Source organism: Fulvivirga ligni (assembly GCF_021389935.1).
Taxonomy (GTDB): domain Bacteria; phylum Bacteroidota; class Bacteroidia; order Cytophagales; family Cyclobacteriaceae; genus Fulvivirga; species Fulvivirga ligni.
Genome location: NZ_CP089979.1, coordinates 631772 through 645613, shown reverse-complemented (window position 1 = coordinate 645613; position 13842 = coordinate 631772). Strand labels below are relative to the sequence as shown.

Sequence of the window (13842 nt, the reverse complement as noted above, 5' to 3'; positions counted from 1 at the left end):
CATGAGTTTATACAACATACAAGATCCAACCAAAGAACAAGTACCCATTTTAATAAGCGTGCCCCACAGCGGCACGGCATTTCCGGAAGAAATTAAAGACCATTATAATCAGGATTTAATTAAGGCACCGGATGATACGGATTGGTTTGTTGATAAGCTTTATGATTTTGCTCCAGGTATGGGTATTACCATGATTTCGTCTAACTACAGTCGATGGGTTATAGACCTAAACCGTGATCCGGAAAGTGCACCGTTATATGACGATGGTCGCATAATTACGGACCTTTGTCCTACTACCACTTTCTCGGGAGAGCCCATTTACAAAGAGGGGCACATGCCTCATGCAAAGGAAATCGACAGAAGGCTTCAGGAGTACTATTGGCCTTATTACAGGAAGATAGAAGAGATATTAAATGATCTAAAATCTAAATTCGGAAAGGTGTTGTTTTGGGACGCACATTCTATCCGTCAGTACGTGCCTTTAATAAGAAAAGAAGTATTTCCCGACCTCATATTAGGGGATAACAATGAAGTTACCGCCGCTCCTGAATATATTGAGGCTTCATTAGGAGCGCTTCGCGCAGGTAGATTTAAGTTAGAGCATAACTACCCATTTAGAGGAGGCCATCTTACACGTTACTTTGGTAAGCCTGATCAAAACCAGCATGCCTTACAGCTTGAGATGAGCAAGATAAACTACATGGATAACAAAGAGCTTAACTATGATATGGATAGAGCTTCGCATGTGCGCACTCTGCTAAAATCTAATTTTGAAGCACTTATAAAAGCACTGAAAAATTAATGAAAGCCCTTCGGTTTAAAGGCCTTCTGCAAAGAGATGGCTGGGTGAATAATCCACTTATCGAGTTAGATGATGATGGAATTATCAAATCTATTACTGCTGATTCCAATAATTCCGCCGCTGAGTTTATAGATGGATTGGTACTTCCTGCTTTTCAAAATGCCCATAGTCATGCATTCCAATATGCCATGGTGGGGTTGGCTGAGAAATTTACCCAAGGTACAAACGACGATTTCTGGGCTTGGCGAGAGACTATGTATAAGATAGCACTCACTATGGACCCTGAAGATTTGGAGAACATTGCCGCGATGCTCTATTCTGAGATGGTGAGGCATGGTTATTCGGAGGTGGCAGAGTTTCATTATGTGCATCATGATAAAAATGGAAAGCCTTATGGCAATCTAGCAGAGCTTGGCGAAAGATTGGTCTCAGCGGCACAAAGGGCAGGCATCAAAATCACTTTGGTTCCCATGTTCTATCAAAAGGGTGGTTTTGGTATGGAGCCGCAAGAAAGGCAGCGCCGATTCATCAGTAACACAATAGATGATTATCAAAAGCTGTTAGAAGCGAGTAGATCCGTAACCGATAAATATGCTCATGCTTCTCTGGGAATAGGCATTCATTCGCTAAGAGCAGTGCAGCCTGAGGATGTGATTCAAACTTTGAATCAGCGGCCTGAATCAATGCCCTTTCATATTCATGTGTCAGAACAGCTTCAGGAGATCAGCGGGGCGGAAGAGTATCTGGGCACCAGACCAGTTCAATGGCTGCTGGATAATTCGGATGTTAATGAGAGCTATCATTTGGTTCACGCCACGCACCTGGATGATAAAGAAGTTAATGGAGTGGCCGCTTCCGGTGCCAACGTGGTTTTGTGTCCCACCACAGAAGGCAATCTGGGTGATGGTATATTCAGGTTAAAAGATTATCAGAAGCTGAGGGGGAAATGGTCTATTGGAACAGATAGCCATATTAGCCTTAATCCATTGGAAGAATTACGACTGTTGGATTATGGTCAAAGACTTATTTCTCATGAGAGAAGCACATTTTTAGGAGATGCTAACCAAGACAGCTCTATGTATGCTTTGGAACAGTTCATCATGAATGGCCGACGCGCTATGGGAAAATCTTCTGAAAACTTTTTTGAAGTAGGTAAGCCTTTCGATGCCGTAGTTTATAATGCTAAAAATCCATTGCTAGCTGCTACCGCTGATGATAATTTGTTGGCCACTTTGATTTATTCTACCGATTCCAGCCATGTTTTAGATACCTATGTCGATGGTAAATCATATTCACATCAGCCTGATAGAGAAGCCATTTATAGTAATTTTATAGCTACTTTGAGGAGGCTGGATATTCGTTAATTCATTTATTTGCGAGCATAAGAATGAATAGAAGCTTCAATGTTGGGAGCTTCTTCACTTACTGTATAAAATCCTGAGCCATCGGCTGACCATGCTATGGCCTCTCCTTGTGGTTGCTCCAGATAGGGTATTACCTGTGCCGGTCTTTGTAGTGCATCAAATACACTTTCACCCTTTTGTCGCTTCCAGTATAATACCTTTTGATAGGTTTTTAGCAATATCTCCATTCCATCAGGGGAAATGTCACCACCGACCACATGATCATAGGGTATGCGGCCAAGCTTTTCCACAGTAAAAGGTTCAGTTGTTGGCTGAGGATAAGCCCCTTTATAAACTATCACATTCGGTTCCCTTTTTGAGATAACATAAAAGTCTTTGGTCAGCGGATCCACCAGCAAGCACTCGGCATCACGGTTCCTGTCAGGATACCTGAAGGCGATGGTTTCTACCTGCTTCACCACGGTACTGTCTCCAACCTGTGGTTCAGGTAATCTGAAAATATATTTGAAATCATTTTTTCCAAAGTTGTCTCCAATTTCACCTACATATAGATAATTTACACCGGTCTCCGGTCCGGGACCGCTGGCTATATCTTCCCAATCTCTGTTACTTTTATTGGCTAGGTAAAAAGTGGCAATGTCTTCTCCATCAGGGTTAGTCAAATAAATTCTAGAAGTGTCCCCACTATCATTGTGTGTCCAAATGTAGGTTGGATGATTGCGAGAAGCTGCCAACCCGGAAGCCTCATTTATTCTGGGGTTTTCAATTTTTTTACCAACTACACCTTTCTCAAAAATTTCTGTGTTAAGATGATCTTTCTGATGACACGCACATAATACTAATAGTAAGCCAACTATAGTTTTTCTCATTTCTTCCAGTTATTAATAGTTTCCATTGCTTCTCTTTCATCACCCCAGCCTACAAATTTCATATCTTCCTTATACCCCGTAAACCATAAGTTGATAATTTTAATAGCATTAGGATGAGCTTCCTGAAAACAGGTAAGGGTTTCACAGTCAATCATTCTTAGCTTCTCATCAGCCGGAATTGCTATGATTTTATCGTCCTTTTCACCATGATCCAGAAGCTTTAACACCGCCACCGGTATAATTTCAATTAATTTCCCCTGCTCAGCGGCTGATGATAATAAAAGTACATCTAGCGCGTCTCCATCACCACCTTTAGCAGAATCCATCAACGTAGAAGGGATAAAGCCGTAATTACCCGGATAGGGTAGAAAACGTACGGTTCTTTGAAGACCATCTACAGTATCTGTTTCAAATGTTTTTGATTGTAGATTAAATTCATATTTCACATTGGTGCCGGCGGGTATCTCTACTACCATTTGCACGTGGCCATTATAGGAAAAAACAGAGGCATTATAGTGATTTGTATCACAACTATAGAGAATAATAGCCGAAAGCAGTATTAGCAAAGGTTTGAAATGCTTAAAATGCTTGAAAAAACTACGAAAAGACTTTCCTAAAACGATTAGAGTGATTTTATTCTTAAATTCTGTCATAAAGCAGTAAATTATTACGTGAATGTTAGGCTATAGTTCCAAAAATTTCATACTTTTAGAAAAGTTTAAGGTTGTTAATTGTTTCATCTCGACTTTAAGCATACAACTGACTGCCGGATTATTATGTAGGCTGCATAATAGTTTGGCAGTCAGTTTTTTTATGCCCATTCCAAAATAATTCTCAGCAAATACAACCTTTCAGATAAATGCACGTGTATTAATACCTAAGAATCTAATGTATTAGAAAATTATGCATAGCACTGAACTGGTAAAAGGTACATTACAGACCATCATTTTGAAATTACTGGCAGATAACGATACCATGTATGGTTACGAGATTACACAGAAAGTAAAGGAGTTATCTGATGGCAAAATGGTTCTCACCGAAGGTGCTCTTTATCCCACATTGCATAAAATGGAAGCAGAAGGACTTCTGACCACAGAGAAGAAATCATTTGGGAAGCGAGTTCGAAAATATTACAGCCTTACTGCTACGGGTAAATCTTCCGTAGTAGAGAAAGTGCAAGAGTTCGAGGCTTTCATCAATACCATGTTTAATGTGCTGCAAATTTCACCACAGTTATAGATTATGCAACTGAATGATGAACATATAAACTACATCATTTCAGACTTACGGTACAGAGGGGTGGTTTTAGATGGTCTGGATGATGAACTCATTGATCATATATGTATCCTGGTAGAGCAAAAAATGGATCAGGGTCTCCGTTTTATTGAAGCTTACCAGCAGGCACTCAAGAACTTTGGTCATGAAGAAAGTCTCCTCAAGGTCCAGCATCAAACTCTGCAAATAAATAATAATAGCAACAACATCATGTTTAAAAATCATCTTAAAATCGCCTTGAGGAATCTGGCTAAGTACAGATTTTACTCAGTAGTAAATATTCTCGGCCTTAGTGTAGGTTTAGCTTGCTGTCTTATCATAGCCTTATTTGTATCCTCAGAATTAAGCTATGATAGCCATCATGTAAATAAGGATAGGATCTACCGCCTAAGTAGATATGTGAATTTTGCGGAGCAAGAGTTTCATTATCCCGTGCTACCTGCACCTTTAGGGCCTGCACTTATGGAAGAACTGCCAGAAGTTGAAAGTGCAGTTCGTTTTAGATCCCTGGGGCATTTTATGGTAAGTGCTAACGACCAGGAAGTATTCAGTGAAGGTGATGTGCTCTATGCTGATAATCAGCTGTTTGATGTGTTTACTATATCTATTTCAAGAGGTAATGCGCAAACTCCGTTGACTAAGCCCAACGAAGTGGCAATAAGTGAGAGTGCTGCTTCTAAATATTTCGGGAGTCAATCACCCATTGGTAAAATATTGAAGTTTAAAAACGGAGACGGACCCCGTGAGGAATATGCTGTTACCGCAGTGTTCCAGGATATACCTTCCAGTAGCCACCTATCTTCAGACTTTTTCCTTTCTATGCCTTCTCTGGAGGCAAGCAAAAACAACCTGTGGTTTAGTAATAACTTTTTCACCTATGTTTTAGTAAGGCCAGATGTAGATCAGGAAAGTATTGAAGCAGGTATCAACCGATTATTGGATAAACACTTAGAGCCAGAAATAGAACATTACTTGAGTAAATCATTGGCGGAGTTTAGGGCAGAAGGTGGTGTTATTCATGTGAACACTCAGCCTCTAGATCAAGTATACTTGCACTCTAATTTCTTGTTCGATATTGGCCCAACAGGTAATATTACTTATGTATATCTCTTTTCTGCAGTAGCTATTTTCATCTTAATTATAGCTTGCATTAATTTCATGAACCTGTCTACAGCAAGGTCAGCCAATCGTGCTAAAGAAGTTGGGGTACGAAAGGTACTGGGCTCCTTGAAGGGGCATTTGATGAAGCAGTTCCTTACTGAAACTATTTTAATGTGCCTGGTGGCTTTTATGATTGCGCTTGCCATGGCCGGAGCCTCTTTACCATTCTTTAATTATATAGCGGCCAAGCAGATGGTGATACCCTTCCAAAGCATTTGGTTTTGGGTGATTACCATCTCGGGTATGTTGATGATTGGTGTGGCCGCAGGTCTTTACCCGGCTTTTGTATTAAGTGCATTCAAGCCATCTCAGGTGTTAAAAGGTAAGTGGAGTAAGGGTGCTGCACAAGGTGGATTTAGAAGTGCGCTAGTTGTGTTTCAGTTTTTTGTAAGCATTTTACTCATTATTGCCACGGCAGCAGTATATAAGCAGCTGAACTTTATTCATCATAAGAAATTGGGTTACAATAAAGATCAGATCATAATCATTCATGATGCTCACTTACTTGAAGGTAAGGAGCAGTCTTTTAGAAATGAATTGTTGGATCAGAAAGGTGTTAATAATGTTACGATATCCAGCTATTTGCCGGTGAGAGGATATAACAGGGTAGATAATGCCTTTTGGCCAGAAGGGCAGGAGCCAACGGAAGATAACTTGGTGAGTATGCAAATTTGGAATGTAGATGATCATTACATTCCAACCATGGAAATCAATATGATCATGGGCAGAAACCTAAAGGCTAACTACACTTCTGATTCTTCTAATATTATATTAAACGAATCGGCCTTTAAAAAATATGGCTTTACCAGTCTGGAAGATGCAGCTGTGAGCACCTATGATTATGATCCTAAAACGGGTGGCGTAAATAAAGATCAAGTAACTACTTACCATGTAGTAGGTGTGGTAGAGGATTTTCATTTTGAATCTTTGCGGGATAATATAGCTCCTGCCGGCCTTCGGTTAGGTGATAGCAAAGAAACTATTGCTGTAAACTTAAAGCCTGAAGAATTGAGCTCTTCACTAGAATCTATATCAGAAACCTGGAGCAGGTTTAACCCCGAATCTGCTCTAAACTATTCTTTTTTAAATGAAGACTACGACAGAATGTACCGATCAGAAGAGCGATTGGCCAAAATCTTCACCATCTTTTCGGGTTTAGCCATTTTTATTGGCTGCCTTGGCCTGCTAGCATTGGCCGCATTTATGGCTGATCAGCGTACTAAAGAAATAGGCATAAGAAAGGTGCTTGGCGCCTCTGTCAGTGGCATAATGATGATGCTTTCTAAGGAATTCGGAAAGCTGATCGCCATAGCCTTTGTAATAGCAGCCCCATTGGCCTGGTGGGGCATAACTAAATGGCTGGCTACCTATAGTTATAAGGTTGAAATTGGCCCATTGCTTTATTTCAGTGCAGGCATTTTGTCTTTTGTAGTTGCCTGTATTACAGTAGGCTACATTGCCTTTAAGGCGGCAGTTTCTAATCCTGTTAACTCTTTAAGAAGTGAATAGCTAAAGATCGTTCATTGGATCAGGGTGAATAAAGCTGTAGCCGAGTGATTCTTTTAGATGCGAGGCATCTACTATCTTATAATCACCTTGCTCATCAGTAAATTCGGGGATATCAAACCCTAAACTCTGGCTTGCCTTAGTATAAAATTCTTTTCGGGAGGGGTGTTCATCAGCACAGGCGTTGAACACCTCGTTCCATTTATTACTTTCTATGATCTTCAAGATAATGGCAATGCAATCATCCAGGTGAATCAGATTTACAGGATTGCCTCCATTGGTTAGCTGTGACTTGCGTTTTAAGAATCGGCCTGGGTGCCTGTCAGGTCCATATAATCCTGCGAACCTGATGATGGTTGTGTCAAATTCGGGTTTATTGAAGAGCCTTTCTATTTCTAACAACGTTACTCCAGAGTGAGATGACTTGATAGCCTTCGCATCATTTTCCCTAACTAATTGGTTAGTGTTTGGGTAAACTGAGCTAGAGCTAATAAATATAATTTTAGGGAACTTCTTCTTTTCCAGCCTCGTTACCAGCCTTTTCATATTAGATTCATAATTGCCTGACGATGGAGGCACCGTAACTATGAATATATCTGAAGAAAAAAACTGTTCTGGTAAGTCTGGTGAGGACAGGTCTAGCAGAAATGGAGTGGCGCCAGTGGCTGAAACTATATCAATTTTGCCTTCTGAGGTGGTCGATCCATTTACGGAATACCCTTTTTGAACTAATTCCTTACTCAGGGGTAACCCTAACCAGCCACACCCAAGAACACTTATAGAGGTATTCATTAGTAGATTATATTTAAAATCAGGCAGTTAAACCCTGATGTTGAAAGTAAAACATTAAAATATTTTATGAATAGTGGCAATTTTCTTACTTATTCTGTAATATTAAAAATCAAATGCACAAATTTGTGTTTTGATTGTTTCCATTAGCCAAATTTTTTAAACTTTTAAAACCAACATGTCAAAGAAGTATATCGGGCTAATTGCATTAGCCGTAGTTTCCGTAGGTCTTTATTTTATTGTACCTACCATCAATGATCAACAAGATAATAACCAACTTACTAGCATCAGTGACACTACCACAATGGTGGCTGAGATAATTCCAGAGCCAACCCTTTTGTACGGTATGCCTGTGGATTCAATGTTAGTAATTGAAGACAAGATCAAGAGAAACCAAAATATCTCTGAAATCTTAGCCGCTCACAACGTGCCAACAGAAGCTATTTTCAAATTAGCTGCTATGTCTCGTGATATCTTCGATGTGAGAAAACTTGCTGCTAACAAGAAGTACACACTTATTTGTGATCAGGATTCTCTTAAAACTGCTAAGGCATTTGTATATGAGCAAAGCCCAATCGAGTATGTGGTTTTTAATCTAAGAGATTCAATCTCTATTCAAAAGCATCAGAAGGAAGTTCAAATTATGGAAAAGGGAGTTTCTGGTACTATCCAGTCAAGCCTTTCTGTAACTATGAGTGAACTTGGCCTACCTGTACAACTAACCAATGACTTTGTAGACGTATTTGCATGGCAGCTTGACTTCTTCAGATTACAAAGAGGAGATAAGTTTAAGGTAATATACGAAGACAAATTGGTTGACGGACAGTCAGTAGGAATTGGTGATATTAAAGCCATCTACTTTGAGCATTTTGGAAACGACTATTATGCCTATGCCTTTGATCAGGGTGAAGGTGTTGACTACTTTGACGAAAATGGTAATAGCTTAAGAAAAGCTTTATTAAGATATCCACTTGAGTTTTCAAGAATTAGCTCCAGGTATTCTGGAAACAGATATCACCCAGTACAGAAAAGATGGAAGGCTCACAGAGGAACTGATTTCGCAGCTCCAAAAGGAACACCAATCAGATCTGTGGGAGATGGAATTATTGTAGAAGCTCAGTTTAAAAAATATAACGGAAACTACGTTAAAATAAGACATAACTCTACTTATACCACTCAATATCTGCACATGTCTAAAATTGCTTCTGGTATTAAGCCTGGCATGAAAGTAAGACAGAATCAAACTATAGGTTATGTAGGAAGCACTGGTTTAGCTACTGGAAATCACCTATGCTACAGATTCTGGAAAAATGGTGTGCAAATAGATGCGTTACAAGTAGACCTTCCACCATCAGAACCTATAGAAAAGGAAATGATGGCAAGATATGACACTGAGAAGGCTGAATGGAAAAATAAATTGGATTTGATTCAATTTACTGAGAAAGAACCGGTTCTGGCTACAATCAAATAACTACTTTTCAATCCTTAATAATGGTAAAGCAAGACAATATTTGTCTTGCTTTTTTTGTTAGATTTAAAGGGGAATTTAGATCTTATGTATGCGTAGTAATATCTTCTGGCTTCTGTGTGTAGCCATTCTAATACATGCGAACTTCTGTAGTGCTCAAAAAGTAGCTTTGGTTCTGAGTGGAGGTGGTGCAAAAGGAATTGCGCATGTAGGAGTGATTAAGGCGCTTGAGGAAAATAACATACCCATAGATTATGTAGTAGGTACCTCTATGGGAGGGATAGTTTCTGGTTCCTACGCCGCAGGTCTTTCTGCAGATGAAATAGAGGATATTATGACTTCACACACCTTCAGTAACTGGGTGAATGGAGAATTGGAAAAAGGCTATAACTATTACTTTAATCGGGATGATCCTGATGCCTCATTTCTGTCTTTAAAATTATCCTTAGATTCTACCTTTAATGCGTCCATCAGTTCTAGCCTGGCCAGCGATCTGGCTTTGAACTTTGCCCTCGCAGAGCTTTTTGCCCAACCATCTGCTAATTCAAAATATAAATATGATAGTCTTTTTGTACCAGCAAGAATAGTGGCTGCAGATATATTTACTCAAAATGAGGTGGTGATGGATAAGGGCTCTTTGAGCCAGTCATTACGAGCCACCTTATCGGTTCCATTCTTTTATAAGCCTATTAGAATTAATGGCAAATATTTATTTGATGGAGGTATTTATAACAACTTTCCGGTAGATGTTGCCCTGAAAGAATTTGAACCAGATGTAGTAATTGGTGTAAATGTTTCCTCAAAAATTTTTAATGATTACCCTTATGACAGCGATGAAAAGTTGTTGAATAATTCTCTACTTTTCATGTTGCTGGATAAGTCTGACCCACGAATTATTCCTGAATCAGGTGTATACATAGAGCCTGACTTAAAAGGCTACACTGCTTTTGATTTTAATAGAGCCGAGGCGCTGATAGACAGCGGATATGTCTGGGCTATGAAACACATGGATGAAATTAAGGCAAAAGTTCAGCGAAGGGAGTCATGTGAGTCTATCACCAGTAGAAGAAATACTTTTACTAGCAAGAATAGGCCTATGCAATTTAGTGGCATAAACTACCATGGTTTTAATTCCAAGCAGCGAAAATATATTGACCGTGTGTTTAAGCTAAAAAAGTATAACTCACTTTATCTGGAGAATATAAAGGAGGGCTATTTTAAGTTAGTTTCAGAAAATTTTTTCCAGACTATTTACCCAGACATCACTTTTGATGAGGAGTCAGAATCTTACAGTTTAGAAATCTACGGTCGTCCGCGGAATAACTTCAATGTAGATATTGGTGGAACTATTGCCACCAGAAATGTAAGCCAAATCTTTCTTGGACTCGAATATTATTACTTCGATAACTATTTGCTGAAGAATATGGCCAACTTCTACACTGGTAGCTTCTATAAAAGTGCTCAGGTGAAGTCCAGGTTAATCCTTCCAATATTTAATCAATTATATATTGAGCCTGAGTTCACCTACAATAACTGGGATTATATAGATTCAGATGATATTCTGGCTAAAGGAGAGAAACCCACGTTTCTGCAAAGGACGGATAGGAAATATGGACTTAATATTGGTTTCCCGGCAGGCCCTAACCTTAAAGGAATAATCAGTGGGTCTTACATTAATAATAAAGACCTTTTTGCCAATTCAACCTCTATAACCTCTGTAGATACTTTAGATGAGTTAGGTATGAAAGGCGCTAAAATAGGCATGTATTTCATGAGGAATGATCTGAACCGAAAGCAATATCCGGATCAGGGAAAGTCGTTTGAATTCAGTGTGAACTATTTTAATGTAAAAGAGGTCTACAGTCCTGGAACTACAGCTGAGCCTTCATCAACCAGCTCTAAGGGCAATTATGACTGGTTTAGAGTAAAAGCCACTATGCAGCAATATGTTAAAAAGGGATTATATAGCTCAGGATATATTGCAGAGGCGGTTCTGAGTAATCAGCCTACTTTTGAAAATTATTATGGTTCTGTAATCAATGCCCCTGGCTTTTACCCCTTGCAGGATAGTAAGACATTAATGCTTGAAAACTTTAGGGCCTACAATTATCTGGCAGTCGGTTGGAGGAATGTATTTAATATAAGGCCTAATTTGGATTTTAGGCTTGAAGGATACGCCTTTAAAGGGTTCAATTTATTTAAGGATAAAACTGACTTTGATTTCCCTAATACAGAATTAGATCGAGTAAGTTTCGCAGGATCAGGCATGTTTGTGCTTCATAGTCCTATCGGACCTATTTCATTATCAGCCAATTACTATGATGACAAGGAAAACCAATTTGGTGTTTTGTTGCATGTAGGCTTTTTGCTGTTTAACAAAAGGTCAACTGAGTAAAATTATCCTGAATGCACAAAGACCTTAGTTTTATCAATAAATTATAGGAAAAATCACATAAAACCGTTTTAGTAAGGTGTAAGTTTTAATTAAATTTACGTAAATAGTTATTAACTCCGTTGTGCTTGGATTCAATCCAAAAAATTGTCTATGTTTACCTCGGGAACACTAAACCTGCTAGATTTATGAAAAAATTTTTACCGCTACTTTTATTACTATTTATTAGCATTTCGGCCTACTCGCAAACCGTGCACTGGGCTTCTGAAGTGATCGATTTTTCATCAGAGTTGACGCCCGTTCAATACTCTGCTAATCAAATATTAGGAAAGCCAAACGTGTTGCCGGCAGGAGGTGAGAACCCAAATGCCTGGACGCCGGAAAGAGCGAATAAGAAGGAATATATCATTGTAGGTTTCGCTGATCCTATTCAGATCAGGCAGATTGCAATAGCAGAGTCTTATAATCCAAGTGCTATCTATAAAGTATATGCCATTGATGAGGAAAATAAGGAGTATTTAATTAATACTTTCAGCCCGAAAACAGTGCCATTGAAAGGTAGAATGCTTAACCTGTTTGTGGAGCTGACTCCTTATAAAGTTAAATCTGTAAAAATAGAATTTGATGGTGCAGCGGTTCCAGAATATTACAGTATAGATGCGGTAGCTATATCTGATTCAGACCTTCCTATTATTCCTGAAATAACTATTCCTGAATTTATCAACCCTGATATAGAAAAGGAAAGACTAAGTGAAAATGTAAATAGTAAATACAAAGAATACAAGCCATTGCTTTCACCTGACGGTAAAACGCTTTACTTCTCAAGAAAGAATCACCCGGAAAACATGGGTGGTGTTAAAGATGAAGAGGATATCTGGTATTCTGAGTTAGATGAAAATGGAGAGTGGAAACTGGCTCAAAATGCAGGACCAACTTTAAATAACAGTGGCCCTAACTTTGTGAGCTCCGTAACGCCTGATGGTAAATCAGTATTACTTGTTCTAGGAAACCAATATCTTGAAAATGGAAAAATGGCCGCAGGTGTATCTGTGAGTTCTAATGCCAGCGGTTCTTGGTCTAAACCATCTTCTTTGATCATAGCTGAAGATTATAATTATGCTGAAAAGGCTAACTTCTTTTTGGCAAACAATAGAAAGGTACTTTTAATGTCAGTGATGAGAGATGACTCTTATGGCGACAGAGATATATATGTGTCATTCATAAAAGCAGACAGCACCTGGACTGAGCCTTTAAACATTTCTAATAAAGTGAACACAGCCGGTGAGGAAAGCTCACCTTTCTTAGCAGCGGATGATGTTACGCTTTATTTCTCATCTAACGGATACAGTGGTTTTGGTGGTAGTGACATATTCGTAACAAAGAGACTGGATGATACCTGGACAAACTGGTCAGAGCCTGAAAACCTTGGTCCAACCATTAACTCTCAGTATGAAGATCTTTTCTTTAACATACCAGGAAACAGCGATTTTGCTTACTACTCTCAGGGTGTTAGTGATGATGACCTTGATATTTTCAGAGTAGCCATGCCGGTATTTAAAAAGCCTGAGCCGGTTATCGCTGTTAGAGGAAAACTCTTAAATTCTAAAACTAAAGAGCCAGTTGGCGCAAAAGTTGTTTATGAGAGATTATCTGATGGTAAGGAGATAGGAATGCACGAAACCAATGCAGAAACAGGTAACTACGAACTTTTACTGCCTGCTGGGGAGTTGTATGGTGTAAGAGCTGATGCTGATGGCTATATTCCTCAAAGCGAAAACATTGACCTGAGAAATTTTAAAGAAGGTGATGCTACTGAGGTGAATGATAAGAATATCTTCCTTGTTCCGATAGAAAAGGAGTCTTTTGTTACGCTTAACAATGTTTTCTTTGACTTTGATAAAGCCACGGTTAAGCCTGAATCTTACCCAGAACTAAACAGATTGGTTAAGCTTATGCAGGATAGACCTTCTTTAGAGGTGGCAATAACAGGTCATACGGATAACACCGGAGAGAGTAAATATAATATGAACCTATCCAAAGATAGAGCTACGGCTGTGTACAAGTACTTAGCTGATAAAGGTGTAAAGAAAAGCAGAATGGAGGTAAAATACTTCGGTGAAACTAAGCCTGTTGCTACTAATGATACACCAGAAGGCAGAGGTAAAAATAGAAGGGTAGAGTTCCAGATCATGAAAGAGTAACCAGATATAACACCG

10 protein-coding genes are annotated in these 13842 nt (G+C 39.0%); 7 read left to right on the top strand and 3 right to left on the bottom strand.

The window, feature by feature from the left end; genetic code table 11:
* The first annotated feature begins 1 nt into the window (after position 1).
* Together LVD16_RS02850 and hutF are read left to right on the top strand one after the other, a co-directional pair.
* Complete coding sequence (locus LVD16_RS02850; protein ID WP_233772076.1) at positions 2-802, top strand: N-formylglutamate amidohydrolase; 801 nt, start codon at positions 2-4, stop codon at positions 800-802.
* A complete protein-coding gene (gene hutF, locus LVD16_RS02845; protein ID WP_233772075.1) occupies positions 802-2166 on the top strand; it encodes a formimidoylglutamate deiminase in 1365 nt (454 codons plus the stop codon). The genes LVD16_RS02850 and hutF overlap by 1 nt, the downstream gene beginning before the upstream one ends.
* Before the next feature lie 5 nt (positions 2167-2171).
* Here the strand turns inward: hutF and LVD16_RS02840 are convergent, their stop codons facing one another.
* Both LVD16_RS02840 and LVD16_RS02835 read right to left on the bottom strand, forming a co-directional pair.
* Positions 2172-3035, bottom strand: coding sequence for a hypothetical protein (locus LVD16_RS02840; protein WP_233772074.1), 864 nt, complete (start codon positions 3033-3035; stop codon positions 2172-2174).
* A complete protein-coding gene (locus LVD16_RS02835; protein ID WP_233772073.1) occupies positions 3032-3688 on the bottom strand; it encodes an inorganic diphosphatase in 657 nt (218 codons plus the stop codon). Before LVD16_RS02835 ends, LVD16_RS02840 begins: the two co-directional genes overlap by 4 nt.
* 250 nt (positions 3689-3938) lie before the next feature.
* On the opposite strand from LVD16_RS02835, the gene LVD16_RS02830 reads away from it, so the two are divergent.
* Complete coding sequence (locus LVD16_RS02830) at positions 3939-4274, top strand: PadR family transcriptional regulator (protein WP_233772072.1); 336 nt, start codon at positions 3939-3941, stop codon at positions 4272-4274.
* A gap of 3 nt (positions 4275-4277) precedes the next feature.
* Positions 4278-6980 (top strand): ABC transporter permease, encoded by a 2703-nt coding sequence (locus tag LVD16_RS02825; RefSeq protein WP_233772071.1) that lies wholly within the window; start codon positions 4278-4280, stop codon positions 6978-6980.
* Here LVD16_RS02825 and LVD16_RS02820 read toward each other — a convergent pair whose 3' ends face one another.
* The gene (locus tag LVD16_RS02820; RefSeq protein ID WP_233772070.1) at positions 6981-7769 is read right to left on the bottom strand and encodes an SDR family oxidoreductase; all 789 of its coding nucleotides are present in this window, start codon (positions 7767-7769) and stop codon (positions 6981-6983) included. It lies immediately after the preceding gene.
* A gap of 175 nt (positions 7770-7944) precedes the next feature.
* On the opposite strand from LVD16_RS02820, the gene LVD16_RS02815 reads away from it, so the two are divergent.
* The 3 genes from LVD16_RS02815 to LVD16_RS02805 all read left to right on the top strand — a co-directional run bounded on the left by LVD16_RS02815 (position 7945) and on the right by LVD16_RS02805 (position 13827).
* Positions 7945-9237, top strand: coding sequence for a peptidoglycan DD-metalloendopeptidase family protein (locus tag LVD16_RS02815; RefSeq protein WP_233772069.1), 1293 nt, complete (start codon positions 7945-7947; stop codon positions 9235-9237).
* Positions 9238-9325: 88 nt separating this feature from the next.
* Positions 9326-11629, top strand: coding sequence for a patatin-like phospholipase family protein (locus LVD16_RS02810; RefSeq protein WP_233772068.1), 2304 nt, complete (start codon positions 9326-9328; stop codon positions 11627-11629).
* A 185-nt stretch (positions 11630-11814) separates the two neighbouring features.
* Positions 11815-13827, top strand: coding sequence for an OmpA family protein (locus LVD16_RS02805; protein WP_233772067.1), 2013 nt, complete (start codon positions 11815-11817; stop codon positions 13825-13827).
* The last annotated feature ends 15 nt before the right edge of the window (positions 13828-13842 follow it).